This window comes from Saccharopolyspora sp. NPDC050389 (genome assembly GCF_040655595.1).
Classification (GTDB): domain Bacteria; phylum Actinomycetota; class Actinomycetes; order Mycobacteriales; family Pseudonocardiaceae; genus Saccharopolyspora.
Genome location: NZ_JBFAKG010000024.1, coordinates 1 through 13,517, shown reverse-complemented (window position 1 = coordinate 13,517; position 13,517 = coordinate 1). Strand labels below are relative to the sequence as shown.

Sequence of the window (13,517 nt, the reverse complement as noted above, 5' to 3'; positions counted from 1 at the left end):
CCGTCCGAAAAACCGCTAGGAAGCAGGGACGGGCGACTCTAGCCTTGCTCGGCAATGGTTTTCGTGAATCGAGGAGTGGGAATGGTCGGGTCGGTGCGTTTCGAACCGTTGTCCCGGCGGGATTTCGGGTTGCTGCGGAGCTGGCTGTCGGCACCGCACGTGCGGGAGTGGTGGCGCGGTGCCGAGCCGACCGCGGACCTGGTGGAGCAGGAGTACGGGCCGGCCGTGGACGGGGCGGATCCGGCGCGCTGCTTCGTGATCAACGTGGCAGGCGAGCGGGTCGGGATGATCCAGTGCTACCGGATGGCGGACGAACCGGAGTGGGACGCGCTCGTGGGGATTCCGGCGGCGGCGGGCGTCGATTACCTGATCGGGATGCCCGGCCGGTGTGGAAGCGGCATCGGGCCGGCGGCGATCGCGGCGTTCACGGAGCTGGTGTTCGACCTCTACGACGACGTCGACGCGATCGTCGCGGTGCCGCAGGCGGACAACCAGGCGTCCTGCCGGGCGCTGGAGCGGGCGGGGTTCGAGCTGGTCGAGGAGCGAGATCTGGAGTCGGACGACCCGTCGGACGCCGGCGTCAGCGCGATCTACGAGTTCCGCCGCTGACCGAGATGATCCACTGTGGATGCTGCGTCCGGCGTTGCGAGCAGGGCGACCCCGCTGTCGCCAGTGACCGTGAGCGAAGGCGGTAGCGACCTCGGCTCGCCCGGCTGTCGGGCCTCGTCGCTACCGTCGCGGTCATGACCGCGAAACCGGAGGAGATCCGCACCGACCGACTGCTGCTCAGGCAGGTCGCTGCCGGGGACCTGCAGGCCGCCGTGGCGATCCTGTCCGATCCGGAGACCAACCGCTTCAACCCGGCCGGGCCGCCATCTCCGGCGGAGGCGGCCGAGATGCTGGCGGAGTGGCAGGAGCACTGGGCGCGGGACGGCATCGGGTACTGGGCGGTGGTGCTGCCGGAGACCGGTGAGGTCGTCGGCTTCGGCGGGCTGCGCCACCATGTCGTGGCCGAGGAGCCGACGCTCAATCTGTTCTACCGGTTCCGGCCCGAGCACTGGGGCCGTGGATATGCCCCGGAGATGGCGCGTGCGGCCGTCGACTGGGCGGACCGGGTAGCGACCGGGCGCGCCGTGGTGATCCTGACCGACCTCGACAACAAGCCGTCCCAGCGCGTTGCGGAGAAGTTGGGCTTCGCGACCACGGGTGAGATCCAGCTAGCCGACGGTCCGATGCTGGTCTGGAAGCGGGTCATCTGACGCCTGCGGTCAGCACGCGATGTCGGCTGACCGCAGGCGTCGGCGCACCACATCCCAGTGCGGATCGATCAGTTCGGGCTGTTGCGCCCCGACGCCGATGTCCTTGAATCCGCTGGAGGTGGCTATGCATACCACGGGGCCGTCGAATTCTTCCTGGCCCCGCGCCTGCCGGAAGCCGGCCAGCCCAGCGGCCGCGGAGAGCTCGTACCACAGGCCGGCGCGGGCCAGATCGTGTTGCGCCCGCGCCATTTCCGAGTCGTCCACCAGCAGTGCGCGGCCGCGGCTGGCCCGGATCGCCGCCACCGGCCGGTAGCCACTGACACTGGAGCTGATCGCGTAGGCGGCGGTCTGGGCCACCTCGACTTCCGCCGCTGGGCGGCCTTCGGCGATGGACCGGGCCAGCGGGCCGCCTGCGGCGGGCTCGCAGGCGAACATCCGGGGCGTCGTTGTTGCCACGCCGAGGCGTGCCAGTTCGGCGAATCCCTTCCACACGCCGAAGAGCAGCTCGCCGTATCCGGTGGGCGCGAACACCGCTGCCGGGACGCCGAGTTCGGTGAAGATCTCGTACGCGATGGTCTTGTACCCCTCGGGCCCGAACGCGTGGCCGGTGTGCGTCGCCGTGACGTTGCTGACCGGGTGGAAGCCCGTTTCGGCCACGACCCGGCGCAGCAGCGGCCAGCGCGCTTCCGTGGGCACGGTCAGCACGACCGCGCCGTAGGCCCGCAGGAACGACGCGACCGCCGGCGGGGTTTCGGCGGAAGTGAGCACGATGCACTTCAGTCCGGCACGGGCGGCGTACGCGGCGGCGGATGCGCCGTGATTGCCGGACGATGCGACGACGATCCCGCTCGCGCCCGCGCCGAGCGCGGCGCTCACCGTGCAGCGGTTGAGCCGGTCCTTGTGGCTCCAGGTGGGATTTCGCGATTCGTCCTTGACGAATGCGCCGTCGGCGATTTCCACCAGCGGCGTGGCGCCTTCGGCCAGTCCCGGGGCGGTCAGGGGCGGCAGCAGCGGTGCCCAGCGGTCCAGGCCGGTGCCGATCGCGTGCTGGAACAGCCCCGGCGCTACCCGGTCGTAGTCGTAGTCGACTTCGACCGGGTAGGCGATCTCGTCGGTGCTCGTGGTGGGGCAGCCGGCGGTCAGCGGCGGCCACAGCGGATAGGCGATGTTCGGGTCGCCCATCGAGCGCTGGCCGATGGCCAGGGAGAGATCGGTTGTCACGCTTTCGGAGCGTAACGCCCGGTATCGGCGGTGCGGGTGGGGAGGGGTTCCGGTCAGTCGTAGCCGCGGATCAGGTGGCTTTCGTCGTGGTCGTCGTAGTCCGCGGCGGGGATGGTTTCCACTCGGTCCTGGGCGGGCAGACGGAGTTCTCCGAAGTCCGGGGTGGGGGAGTCGATTCGCTGCTGCGGGGCGGCGAAGTGGTCGGAGAGCGTCATGCCCGGCTCCTCTCGAAGCGGAAGTGATTGCCTGATGGTGCTTCTCGGGTTGGGAGATCGCATGTGCGACCCGCGATCGCTGATCGGAAATCGCCCGGTCGGGAGGAGTCCACGAAGAATATTAATTTCTATGATATCAGTGTGAATTGAAATTAACTTACGATCACGACGTCGCCTCAAGAACCGTTCAAAAATCGCCTAGACCGCCGATCAGGCCTTCGGCGTCAGGCGGATTCCGGTGCGTGGGCCGATGTATTCGCCGTTTTCGACGACGGTTCGCCCGGCCTGGCAGACCCAGGGGATGCCGGCCGGCGGGCGCATCGGGTCCTGGTAGTCGCCGACGTCGGTGACCGCGTCGGCGTCGAAGGCGACCAGGTCGGCGACGTGGCCGGGGGCGATCACGCCGCGATCGGGAATGCGGAAGCTCCGGGCGGGCAGCGAGGTCATCCGGCGGATCGCTTCGGGCAGGGCCAGGACGCCGCGTTCGCGGGTGTAGCGGCCGAGCACCCGGGGGAAGGTGCCGGTCAGCCGCGGGTGCGGTCTGCCGCCGGTGCCGGGCGGCAGACCGTCGGAGCCGATCATGGTGTGCGGGTCGGCCATGGCCAGTTCGAGGTCGTCCTCGTGCATCGAGAAGTTGATCATCGCGACGCGGAGCTGCTCCTCGACCAGCACCTCGATCAACGCGTCCACGGGTTCGATGCCGTCGTCCGCGGCGAGCTCGGCGATGGTGCGGCCTTCGAAGCGGTGGCTGGCGGTGGTGGCGATGAGGATGCGGTCCCAGGCGGTCCGCGCGCCGATGGTGGCGGCGAGGTCGTCGCGGCCGGCTCTGCTGCGCAGGCGGGCGAGGGTTTGTTCGGCGGTGCCGGCGAGGTACCGGGTGGGCAGCACGGCGGTGAGCATCGTCGAGGACGCGGTGTAGGGGTAGACGTCCTGGACCACGTCGTGGCCGGCGTCGCGGGCCTGGTTGATCTCGTCCAGGGCGGGGCGCATCTTGCCCCAGTTCTCCGGCTTGGTGGCTTTGAGGTGGGACAGGTGGGTGCGTCCCGCGGTGGCGCCGATGCGGAGTGCCTCGTCGATGGATTCGAGCAGGGCGTCGCCCTCGTCGCGCATGTGCGTGACGTAGAGGCCGATGCCGCCGAGGGCTTCGGCGACGGCGGTGAGTTCGCGGGTGGTGGAGAAGACCGCGGGTGGGTAGATGAGGCCGCTGGAGAGGCCGAACGCGCCGGCGGTCATGCCTTCTTCGAGGGCGGTTCGCATGGTTCGCAGGGCGTTGTCGTCGGGGGCGGTGTCTGCCATGCCCAGGGCGGCGATGCGGAGGGTGCCGTGGCCGATCAGGGGGCAGTAGTTGGTGACGTAGCCGGCGGCGTCGGTGGCGGCGAAGAGGTCGTGGAAGCCGGTCCAGGTGAAGTCCAGTGGCGGGAAGAGGCGTTGCAGGAAGGTCGCGAGGGTGTCGGCGTTGCCGGTGCTGCGCGGTGCGAGGCTGAAGCCGCAGTTGCCGACGATTTCGGTGGTGACGCCTTGCAGGATTTTGGTGGTGTCGTCGGTGGTGAGCAGCGGGGCGTTGTCGGCGTGGGAGTGGACGTCGATGAAGCCGGGGGCCAGGACGAGTCCGGTGAGGTCGCGTCGGGGTGTGTCGGCGGGGAGGGTGCCGGGGTGTTCGACGGCGGTGATGTGGTTGTCCTGGATGAGGATTTCGGCGGGGCGCAGTGGTGTTCCGGTGCCGTCGGCGAGGAGTGCGCCGGTGAGCAGTTCGGTGGTCACTCGGGCCTGCCTTTCGGGTGCGGTGGAATAACGGTCGTTGTGTGATGTTGTCGGGTTCGTTGGCGTCTATTTCAGGGGTGCGCGGTGCACGGTGAGTACAAGGTTCCCGGTGGGAAGCTGGTCGTGGTCGATCTGGACGTTGTGGACGGTCGGCTGGCCGATGTGCGGTTGAGCGGGGATTTCTTCTTGGAGCCGGATGAGGCTTTGGAGGACATCAACGGTGCGTTGACGGGTGCGCCGGCGGATGCCGATGGTGCGGAGTTGGCGGCGCGGATCCGGAGTGGTCTGCCTGCTGGTGCGCGGTTGGTGGGGTTCGATGCGGAGGCGGTCGGGGTCGCGGTGCGGCGGGCGTTGACGCGTGCGTCGGATTGGGCTGATCACGAGTGGCGGTTGATCCACGATGGGCCGCAGACGCCGTTGATGCACATGGCGTTGGATCAGGTGTTGGCCGAGGAGGTGGCGGCGGGGCGGCGTGCGCCGACGTTGCGGTTCTGGGAGTGGGCGGCGCCGGCGGTGATCATCGGGAGTTTCCAGTCGGTGCGCAATGAGGTGGACATGGCGGGTGCGCAGCGGCATGGGGTTGAGGTGGTGCGGCGGATCACCGGTGGTGGGGCGATGTTCGTGGAGCCGGGGAACACGGTGACGTATTCGTTGTACGCGCCGGGTTCGTTGGTGGCGGGGATGACGTTCGCGGAGTCGTACGCGTTCTTGGACGACTGGGTGCTGGGTGTGTTGCGGGATTTGGGGTTGAACGTGTGGTACCAGCCGTTGAACGACATCGCCTCGGATGGCGGGAAGATCGGTGGTGCGGCGCAGAAGCGGTTGGTGTCGGGTGCGGTGCTGCACCACGTGACGATGTCTTACAGCATCGATGCGGACAAGATGGGTGAGGTGTTGCGGGTGGGGAAGGAGAAGTTGTCCGACAAGGGGATCACGAGCGCGAAGAAGCGGGTGGATCCGTTGCGGCGGCAGACGGGGTTGGCTCGTGAGGTGATCATCGAGCGGTTGATCGAGGGGTTCCGCCGGCGGTTCGGGTTGTCGGATGGCCCGGTTTCGGAAGGTGAGCGGGCGCGGGCGCGCGAGTTGATCGAGTCGAAGTTCGCGACGCGGGAGTGGTTGCTGCGGGTGCCGTGAGCGGCTGCCTGAGCCGGTGTGCCGGGTTCAGGTGGTGGTTGTGGCCGCGTCAGGTGAGCAGGCCAGGTACGCCGGGGGTGGTTCGGCGGCGGCGTAGCCAGATCTTGCGGGTTCCGTCGGAGTAGAGGAGTACCCGGGAGAGTTCCCAGCCGGAGAATTCGGCGTGGATGCTGAGTTGGGTCGCTGCGCTCCAGCGGGTGACGCCTGGTGGGAGGCGCAGCGGCTGGTATTCCCAGTCGGTTTCGGTATCGGTTCCTTCTGCGTTCACACTCTCACCACCTGGTATCCGGCGCCGTTGGCGGAGGCGATGTAGATGTCTCCGGTGTCTGGGTCGACTGCGACCGAGTTGGGTTGGGTGATGGTGGGCAGCCGGTGGCGTTCTTGGGGTTCGCCGCCGGTGATGTCGTAGCCGACGAGTTCGTTGGTTGCGGTCAGCGTTACCCAGGCTAGGTCGCGGGTGGGGTCGTAGGCGAGGCCGTAGGGGGCGCCTGGGACGGGGTAGCGCTGTTTCATGATCAGCGGGTCGGTGCTGAAGGCGAGGAGTTCTTGGCCGCGGGTGTCGATGGTGATGATGCGGCCGTAGCGGTCGGTGATGGCGTTGGTGGCGCCTTGTCCGGCGCGTAGGCCGGCGCCTTTGGTGCCGGTTGCGGGGTCGATGGGGGTGATCGCGGTGGTGAGGCGGTCGAGGACTGCGATGCCGCCGTGGGTGGGCAGCAGTTGTGCTGGGCCTTGGAATTTTTCGGTGGTGGCGGTGGGGTTGCCGTTTTGGAGGACGGTGACGGTGGCGGTGTCGCGGAGGATGACGGCTGTTCGGTTGCCGTCGAGGTCGATGGCGTCGACCGGGCCGCCGGGGATCTGGGTGGGTTGTGCGGTGGCGGTGCGCAGGTCGATGCGGGTGATGAGGTTGGTGTCGGGGAGTGCGGCGGTGAGTTGGCCGCGGTCGGTGCGCAGGGTGGCGGGGGCGCTGGGGAGGGTGAGGGTGCGCTGGGTGTTGGTGCGCGGGTCCACGAGGGTGAGGTCGGGGCCGCTGGCGAGCACGAGGGTGTGGGTGTCGCGGTCGTAGGCGGTGTGTTGCACGGGGGGTGCGGGGTGGACCGTTCCTGCTGGTGGGGTTGTTGCGGGGGGTGCGGTGGCGGGTGTTGCGGCGGCGAGGGTGTCGGTGACCTGGAGAGGGTCGCTGGTGGTGTCCATTCCGCAGCCGGTGAGCAGGGCTGCGGAGAGGCAGATGATGGCCAGCCGACGCAACGGGGGTCCTCCTTGGTGCCGCGTGCCCCGCGGGTTGCGGTGCGTGTTGGTGGCTCCAGCATCCCTGATTCAGTCGGTTGGGTGGTGGTTGGCCCGGGGTTGTCAGGGCTGGGCGGGGTTGCGTTCGGGGTAGCTCTTGTCGGGTGCGCTGATGTCGTCGAGGGCGGCGCGGATGGCTGGGGGGAGGGTGAGGTCTTCGGCGTCGAGGGCGGTTTTGAGTTGGGTGTTGGTGCGGGCGCCGAGGATGGGTGCGGTGACGCCGGGGCGGTCGCGGACCCAGGCGAGGGCGACGTGGACGGGTGAGGTGCCGAGGCCTTCGGCGGCGGTGAGGACGGCGTGGACGATGCGGGCGGCGCGTTCGGTGCGGTGGTGTTCGACGTAGCTGCCGAGGTGGTTGGTGGCGCCGCGGGAGTCGGGTGGGGTGGCGTTGCGGTATTTGCCGGTGAGGACGCCGCGGCCGAGTGGTGCCCAGGCGAGGAGGCCGAGGCCGTGGTGTTCGGCGGCGGGGGTGACTTCGCGTTCGATGCCGCGTTCGAGGAGTGAGTATTCGACTTGGGTGGCGATGAGGGAGGTGCGGGTGGGGTGGGCGTTTTGGTGGGTGGCGGCGGTGGCGAGTTGCCAGCCTGCGTAGTTGGAGATGCCGGCGTAGCGGGCGCGGCCGCTGGTGATGGCGGTGTCGATGGCGGAGAGGGTTTCGTCGAGGGGGACGGCGGGGTCCCAGGCGTGGAGTTGCCAGAGGTCGACGTGGTCGGTGCGGAGGCGGCGGAGTGAGCCGTCGAGGGCGGTGAGGAGGGCGCCGCGGGAGGCGCCGCCGCCGAAGGGGCCGGGTTTGCGGCGGGCGACGGCTTTGGTGGCGAGGACGATTTCGTCGCGGGGGAGCCGGGTGGTGAGGAGGTCGCCGAGGATTTCTTCGGTGTGGCCGTCTTGGTAGACGTCGGCGGTGTCGATGAGGGTGCCGCCGGCTTCGTGGAAGGTGGACAGTTGCTCGGCGGCTTCGTCGGCGTCGGTGTCGAGTCCCCAGGTCATGGTGCCGAGGGCGAGTCGGGAGACGCGGAGGCCGCTGCGGCCGAGTTGTCGGTGTTCCACGGTGGGTGAGGGTATTGCCTGTGGCGGTTGTGGTCGGTGAGGCTGCAGCGGCGGGTCTGGTTCTGGGTGTTCCGGATCACAGTTCGCGTGGTGGTGCCGGTGGGTGCCGGGTTTGTTCGTTGCGCGCTGTGATCAGTCGTTCGCTGACCTGGTGGGATGTGGGTTCTGCGGGGTGGGGGTGGGCGGGTGGTGGGAATGCTGCAAGATTTGGGCTCCGGGCTTGGCGGCCGGTGGCCGGTGGGCGCACAAGAGTTTTCGTGATCGTGCTGGAGTGGGTTTCGTTGTCGTGGTTGCAGGCCATGGTGTTGGCCGTGGTCCAGGGGCTCACGGAGTTCCTTCCGATTTCTTCGTCCGGTCATCTGTCGATCGTGTCGAAGTTGTTCTTCGGTGACGACGCGGGTGCGTCGTTCACGGCGGTGACGCAGATCGGTACCGAGTTGGCGGTGGTGATCTTCTTCGCGAAGGACATCGTTCGGTTGGTGGCGGTGTGGTTCCGGGGTTTGGTGAACGCCGAGGTGCGGCGGACGCAGGATTACCGGTTGGCCTGGTATGTGATCGTCGGTAGTTTGCCGATCGGTGTGCTGGGGTTCCTGTTTCAGGACTTCATCCGGTCGACGTTCCGGAGCCTGTGGATCACGGGTACGACGTTGATCGTGTTCGGTGTGCTGATGGGGTTGGCGGAGCGGTTCGGTCAGCAGCAGCGGTCGCAGGACCGGTTGCGGTTGAGCGATGGTGTGGTGATGGGTTTCGCGCAGGCGTTGGCGTTGATCCCGGGTGTGTCGCGGTCGGGCGGCACGATCACGGCGGGTTTGTCGTTGGGGCTGGATCGGCCGACGGCGGTGCGGTTCTCGTTCTTGCTGGCGATTCCGGCGGTGTTCGCGGCGGGGTTGTCGGAGATTCCGCACGTGTTCGAGCCGAGTCCGTACGGGTTGCAGCCGTCGGCGGCGCAGATGATCGTGGCGACTGTGGTGGCCGGGGTCATCGGGTATGCGGTGATCGCCTGGTTGTTGCGGTTCGTGGAGCGGCACAGCGTGTACTTGTTCGTGTGGTACCGGATCGCGTTGGGTTTGTTGGTGTTCGGGTTGTTGGGTTTCGGCATCATGCAGCCGTGATCCGGTGATCGGGGAGGCGCGGTCGGCACCGTCGGGTGCGGGCCGCGTTTTCTTTTTGCCGGGGGTTGTGGTGGGTGGTGTCGGGGTGGGGCCTACAGTCGGCGAGCGTGGCGACTCTCATCCTGTTGCGGCATGCGCGGTCGGCGGCCAATGGTGCCGGTACGTTGGCGGGGCGTTCGCCCGGTGTCGGGTTGGACGAGACCGGGGTGGGCCAGGCGGCCGGCCTGGTGGACCGGTTGGCGGGGGTTCCGCTGGCCGGGATCGTGGTGTCGCCGTTGCAGCGGTGCCGGGAGACCGTGGCGGGGTTGGCCGCGCAGCGGGGGCTTTCGCCGGTGGTGGAGCCGGATCTGGCCGAGGTCGATTACGGCGAGTGGACCGGGCGGAAGATCAGCGAGTTGACCGGGGAGCCGCTGTGGAAGGTCGTGCAGCAGCATCCGTCGGCGGCGGTGTTCCCGGGCGGTGAGGGGTTGGCGCAGGTGCAGGCGCGGTCGGTGGCCGCGGTGCGGGCGCATGATCGCCGGTTCGGTGCGGATGCGGTGTGGTTGGCCTGCACGCATGGTGACGTGATCAAGTCGGTGTTGGCGGATGCGTTGGGGCTGCACCTGGATGGGTTCCAGCGGATCGTGGTGGATCCGTGTTCGGTGAGCGTGGTGCGCTACACCGAGACGCGGCCGTTCGTGTTGAAGGTCAACGACACCGGTGGGGATGTGTCGGGGTTGGTGCCGCCGGCGGATGCGGCGAAGTCGGATGCGGTCGTGGGCGGGACCACGGGCGGCGCGGCGCGCTGATCGGCGCTAGTTGCGCAGTGCGACGAGGTGGCAGCGGGCGTCTTCGGGCAGGAAACGCTGGGTGCCGCCGGTGAAGCGGACGAGGACCTGCTGATTTGTGGCAGGAGTGACCTGGTCGACGATGCCGACCGGCCCGATCGGGCCGTAGATGCGGATGGCGTCGCCGGGCAGGAGTTCGTCGGCGTGGAGGAGTTCGAGGTTGGTGGCGGCCGAGGCGGGCCGGATCCAGCGGATGGTGGCGAACCAGGTGGCGTAGGCGGCGGCGGGCAGGATCAGCGGCAGCCAGGTGTTCAGGTCGATCAGCGCGAGGCCGAGTGCGGCGCCGGCGAGTACGGCCCATAGCCCGGAGCTGATCGGCCGGCGGCCCAGCTGGAGCCAGCCGGTGGTGCGGATGGTGCCGTCGGGTTGCTGGCCGCGGGGCGGCGGCGGGACGTCGTCGAGGTCCGCTTCGTCGCTGTCGGCGTGGTCGTCGCGGATGTGTGCCGGGGTGATCTTGCCCAGTGGTTCGCGGGCGGTGTCTTCTGGCCGCACCCGGGGGATTTCGGTGGTGGCGGTCAGCGACGGGTTGTCGGTGGGCTCAGTGGGGCCGGTGGGGGTCGTCGTCAGCGGCTGGTCGAAGTCGGCGTTCTCGGGGTTGAGCAGGGTGCGCAGCATCGTGATCTCCATGCCGCGGCGTTGCCCGCATTCCGGGCAGGCCATCGCCACGCCGGTGGGGGCGGTGTGGTCGGTGATGGTGGTCAGCGGGCCGTGCCCGTGAGGGCATTGCGGGGCGTGGGGACCGTTTTCGAGGATGCGCAGGGCGCTGGCGTGATGGCGGTCGGTGGCGGGGGTTTTGTCGGGGTTGTTCACCATTGCGTGGTCCACCTCAGCTTGCCGTGATCGTCGCGTTCGCAGCTGGCGGCGGCACCTGAGGAGGTTCGGCCGACGTCGCCTTCGCGGGGGCAGCGTTCGCCTTCGGTGACTTCCGGGACCCAGTCGTCGTCGCCGGTGGAGGTGGTGGTGGGCCGGCCGTGGTCCCAGCCCGGGGGCGTGGGCGTGCGGGTGGGTTGCGGGCGGCTGCTGGTCGTGGTGACCGGTGCCGCCGTGGTGGTGGGTTGTTTCTGGCTGCTGCTGGTCGTCGGGGGTGCGACCGGTTCCGGTTCGGTGGTTTCCGCGGCCGTGGTGGTCGTGGTGACCTCCGTGGTGGTGGTCGGCGCGACGTAGTCGATGGGGGCGCGCGGGGGCTGCGGAACTGCGGCGAGGTCCTGGCTGCCGGCCGGCAGGGCGCTGAGGGCGCCGGCGCCGGTCGCGGTCAGCAGCGCGACGGCGGGCAGCAGGCGTGCCGTCAGCGGGGTCCGCCACCACCAGCGGCGCAACGGGTCGGGGTGCTCGGCGGGCAACTGGTCACTCCGTTCGTGTTGTGCCGGTTGTGTCCTGTCCCCGACCCGGCCGGCGAATCGTAGCGAATTCGTCATGAATTCGTGTCGGAACTTCCGCGCGTCCGGTGGGTTACCGATCGGTTGCCGGAGCGTACGCACACCGCAGGAGCCCGCTTGTGATCTCCATCGCAGCATTCGGAGAGCGTGGCTGGATCAACTGAAAACGCATGCGCGGACACGAAGGGTCGCCATGCGAGTGTCCGATGTGGACTGTCCGAAGCGGACCGCCGCCGGGATTCCCGGGCGGTCCGCGTCACCGGCTGTTTTCAACCGGGCTTAAGGAGCAGTTATGCCGGCCGGTCTCGTCCGGGGTGCGGCCGCCTGATCCGGGTCACGCCGGCATGCGCTGTTGCGCTTCCTGTGTCGCCGCAACGTCCTTGCGCAGCTCGTCCAGCGACAGCCCCACCGCGTCGGCCACGGCCGCGACGGTGAAGAACGCCGGCGTGGGGATGCGGCCCTTCTCGATCTTGCGGAGGGTCTCGGTGGAAATCCCGGACGCCGCGGCGATCTCGACCATGCTGCGCGCACCGCGGGCCTCCCGCAGCGCCTGGCCGAGCAGTTCGCCTCGTTGCCGTTCGTGCTCGTTCAGCGGCACACGCACCATGGCCGTGATACTAATATCGGTATAGTTATTGGGTCCAGTGGTGTGGGAGAGACGCACGTGATCGAACTGAAGACAACCGCCGAGATCGACGCACTGCGCGAAGCCGGCCGCATCGTGGCCCAAGCGCTGCAAGCCGTCCGCGAGCACGCCACCACCGGCATCACGCTGCGCGAACTCGACGAGCTCGCGCACACCACGATCACCGAAGCCGGCGCGCAACCGGTGTTCCTCGGCTACCGGCCCAACTGGGCGCCCACCCCGTTCCCCGGCACCATCTGCGCCTCGGTCAACGACGCGATCGTGCACGGCATCCCCAACGGGCAGCGACTCGCCGACGGCGACCTCGTCAGCATCGACTGCGGAGCCCGCCTGCAGGGCTGGGTCGGCGACGCGGCCATCACCTTCAGCGTCGGCACCGCCCGCCCCGAGGACACCCTGCTGACCGAGACCACCGCGCAGGCCCTCGCCGACGGCATCGCCGCAGCCCGGCCCGGAGCCCGCATCGGCGACATCTCCCGCTCCATCGGCGTCGTCGGGCGCAGCGCCGGCTACGGCATCCCCGACACCCTCGGCGGCCACGGCGTCGGCCGCGACATGCACGAAGCCCCGTTCGTGCCCAACGACGGCCCCGCCGGCCGCGGCACCCCGCTGCGCCCCGGACTGGTCCTGGCCATCGAGCCGATGTTCCTCGCCGGCGGCAGCGACGACATCCGCACCGCCGAGGACGGCTGGACCGTGCTCACTGGCGACGGCGGCCGCGCCGCCCACGTCGAGCACACCATCGCCATCACCGACGACGGCCCACTCGTGCTCACCCAGCTCTGATTCCCGAAGAACAACGCGAAACCGGGTGGTTCCGGAGCTTTTCCGGGCCGCCCGGGGCTCGTGGAACAACAGGCGCCGACACCGCATAGCGCGAAGAAGCCCGAGGCCGGGCTCCGGTGAAAACGGTGGCGCGCCGGGAATTACGACGAACGACCGATGCCGGGCACAATTCCTTCGTGGCGCGCGCAGCCTTCCCGATCCGGACTCGGACACCTTTTGCCCGGAATAGGCGAAAACGGTGATGATCAACGCCACATGCCGCCGCCGGAACAGATCCGGATACTGGACGGTGAGCCCCGCGCAAAACGCGCAAGTCCAGTACGAGGGATCATGAAAAAGCATTTCGCGTTCATCAGCATGCCCGCTGCCGGCCACATCAACCCGACCCTGCCCCTGGTGACCGAACTGCTGCGCCGCGGCCACCGGGTCAGCTACGCCACCGGCCCGAAGATGGTCCCGGCCGTGGAAGCCACCGGCGCCGACGTCGTCGAACTGCCCACCGACGTGCCGGAAGTACCGCCCCAGTCGCAAACAGGCCCGCCCCCGGTGGGGAGGTTGATGCAGTTCTTCATCGACGACATCAAGAACAGCTTCCCGCCGCTGCGCGAGCACTTCCGCGCCGACCCGCCGGACGCCGTCTGCGTCGACATCATGAGTCCCATCGGGCGCATGCTCGCCGACGACCTCGGCATCCCGCTGATCGCATTGGTGCCCAGCTTCGCCGCCAACGAGAAATTCTCCCTCCTCGACACCGTCGCCTCCGACGACGCCGAGTTCTCCGCCGAGGCCTTCGCCGAATTCGGCCAGCGGATCCAACAGATCGGCGCCGAGTTCGGTGTCCGTGCCGAA

The 13,517-nt window shown here is 68.9% G+C and carries 15 protein-coding genes and 1 pseudogene; 7 read left to right on the top strand and 9 right to left on the bottom strand.

Translation table 11 applies throughout. The features are described from left to right. Positions 1–93 precede the first annotated feature (93 nt). Positions 94–609: a GNAT family N-acetyltransferase gene (locus tag AB0I53_RS17630; protein WP_358603441.1), complete on the top strand. Its 516-nt coding sequence runs from the start codon at positions 94–96 to the stop codon at positions 607–609. A gap of 134 nt (positions 610–743) precedes the next feature. Continuing rightward, complete coding sequence (locus AB0I53_RS17625; protein ID WP_358603438.1) at positions 744–1,259, top strand: GNAT family N-acetyltransferase; 516 nt, start codon at positions 744–746, stop codon at positions 1,257–1,259. A gap of 9 nt (positions 1,260–1,268) precedes the next feature. On the opposite strand, the gene AB0I53_RS17620 is transcribed toward AB0I53_RS17625, so the two are convergent. The 3 genes from AB0I53_RS17620 to AB0I53_RS17610 form a co-directional block, all read right to left on the bottom strand. Beyond that, positions 1,269–2,480 (bottom strand): pyridoxal-phosphate dependent enzyme, encoded by a 1,212-nt coding sequence (locus AB0I53_RS17620; RefSeq protein WP_358603436.1) that lies wholly within the window; start codon positions 2,478–2,480, stop codon positions 1,269–1,271. Between the two features lie 53 nt (positions 2,481–2,533). After that, positions 2,534–2,695, bottom strand: a complete 162-nt coding sequence (locus AB0I53_RS17615) for a hypothetical protein (protein ID WP_358603433.1) — start codon at positions 2,693–2,695, stop codon at positions 2,534–2,536. A 210-nt stretch (positions 2,696–2,905) separates the two neighbouring features. Continuing rightward, complete coding sequence (locus AB0I53_RS17610; RefSeq protein ID WP_358603430.1) at positions 2,906–4,456, bottom strand: D-aminoacylase; 1,551 nt, start codon at positions 4,454–4,456, stop codon at positions 2,906–2,908. 84 nt (positions 4,457–4,540) lie between these two features. Here AB0I53_RS17610 and AB0I53_RS17605 point away from each other — a divergent pair, with 84 nt between their 5' ends. After that, the gene (locus AB0I53_RS17605) at positions 4,541–5,590 is read left to right on the top strand and encodes a biotin/lipoate A/B protein ligase family protein (RefSeq protein WP_358603427.1); all 1,050 of its coding nucleotides are present in this window, start codon (positions 4,541–4,543) and stop codon (positions 5,588–5,590) included. A 49-nt stretch (positions 5,591–5,639) separates the two neighbouring features. Here the strand turns inward: AB0I53_RS17605 and AB0I53_RS17600 are convergent, their stop codons facing one another. The 3 genes from AB0I53_RS17600 to AB0I53_RS17590 form a co-directional block, all read right to left on the bottom strand. Next, positions 5,640–5,858 carry a DUF5703 family protein gene (locus AB0I53_RS17600; RefSeq protein ID WP_358603424.1) on the bottom strand — a complete coding sequence of 73 codons (219 nt, stop codon included), beginning with the start codon at positions 5,856–5,858 and terminating at the stop codon, positions 5,640–5,642. Next, a complete protein-coding gene (locus AB0I53_RS17595) occupies positions 5,855–6,835 on the bottom strand; it encodes a hypothetical protein (RefSeq protein WP_358603422.1) in 981 nt (326 codons plus the stop codon). The genes AB0I53_RS17600 and AB0I53_RS17595 overlap by 4 nt, the downstream gene beginning before the upstream one ends. A gap of 102 nt (positions 6,836–6,937) precedes the next feature. Continuing rightward, the gene (locus tag AB0I53_RS17590; RefSeq protein WP_358603419.1) at positions 6,938–7,921 is read right to left on the bottom strand and encodes an aldo/keto reductase; all 984 of its coding nucleotides are present in this window, start codon (positions 7,919–7,921) and stop codon (positions 6,938–6,940) included. Between the two features lie 281 nt (positions 7,922–8,202). On the opposite strand from AB0I53_RS17590, the gene AB0I53_RS17585 reads away from it, so the two are divergent. Both AB0I53_RS17585 and AB0I53_RS17580 read left to right on the top strand, forming a co-directional pair. Then, positions 8,203–9,033: an undecaprenyl-diphosphate phosphatase gene (locus AB0I53_RS17585; RefSeq protein ID WP_358603705.1), complete on the top strand. Its 831-nt coding sequence runs from the start codon at positions 8,203–8,205 to the stop codon at positions 9,031–9,033. A gap of 107 nt (positions 9,034–9,140) precedes the next feature. Next, positions 9,141–9,821, top strand: a complete 681-nt coding sequence (locus AB0I53_RS17580) for a histidine phosphatase family protein (protein WP_358603416.1) — start codon at positions 9,141–9,143, stop codon at positions 9,819–9,821. A gap of 6 nt (positions 9,822–9,827) precedes the next feature. Here the strand turns inward: AB0I53_RS17580 and AB0I53_RS17575 are convergent, their stop codons facing one another. The 3 genes from AB0I53_RS17575 to AB0I53_RS17565 form a co-directional block, all read right to left on the bottom strand. Continuing rightward, positions 9,828–10,673, bottom strand: coding sequence for a hypothetical protein (locus AB0I53_RS17575; protein ID WP_358603413.1), 846 nt, complete (start codon positions 10,671–10,673; stop codon positions 9,828–9,830). Then, the gene (locus AB0I53_RS17570) at positions 10,667–11,200 is read right to left on the bottom strand and encodes a hypothetical protein (RefSeq protein WP_358603410.1); all 534 of its coding nucleotides are present in this window, start codon (positions 11,198–11,200) and stop codon (positions 10,667–10,669) included. Before AB0I53_RS17570 ends, AB0I53_RS17575 begins: the two co-directional genes overlap by 7 nt. A gap of 370 nt (positions 11,201–11,570) precedes the next feature. Beyond that, complete coding sequence (locus tag AB0I53_RS17565) at positions 11,571–11,843, bottom strand: helix-turn-helix transcriptional regulator (RefSeq protein WP_358603407.1); 273 nt, start codon at positions 11,841–11,843, stop codon at positions 11,571–11,573. Between the two features lie 57 nt (positions 11,844–11,900). Here AB0I53_RS17565 and map point away from each other — a divergent pair, with 57 nt between their 5' ends. Continuing rightward, complete coding sequence (map, locus tag AB0I53_RS17560) at positions 11,901–12,668, top strand: type I methionyl aminopeptidase (protein WP_358603404.1); 768 nt, start codon at positions 11,901–11,903, stop codon at positions 12,666–12,668. A gap of 330 nt (positions 12,669–12,998) precedes the next feature. Then, a pseudogene (locus AB0I53_RS17555) lies at positions 12,999–13,517 on the top strand (glycosyl transferase); the annotation flags it as partial.

Bases quoted from the DNA above. Each gene is read 5' to 3' on its own strand.
- AB0I53_RS17625 (WP_358603438.1), top strand. From the start codon at position 744: ATGACCGCGAAACCGGAGGAGATCCGCACCGACCGACTGCTGCTCAGG.
- AB0I53_RS17615 (WP_358603433.1), bottom strand. From the start codon at position 2,695: ATGACGCTCTCCGACCACTTCGCCGCCCCGCAGCAGCGAATCGACTCC.
- AB0I53_RS17575 (WP_358603413.1), bottom strand. From the start codon at position 10,673: ATGGTGAACAACCCCGACAAAACCCCCGCCACCGACCGCCATCACGCC.
- AB0I53_RS17565 (WP_358603407.1), bottom strand. From the start codon at position 11,843: ATGGTGCGTGTGCCGCTGAACGAGCACGAACGGCAACGAGGCGAACTG.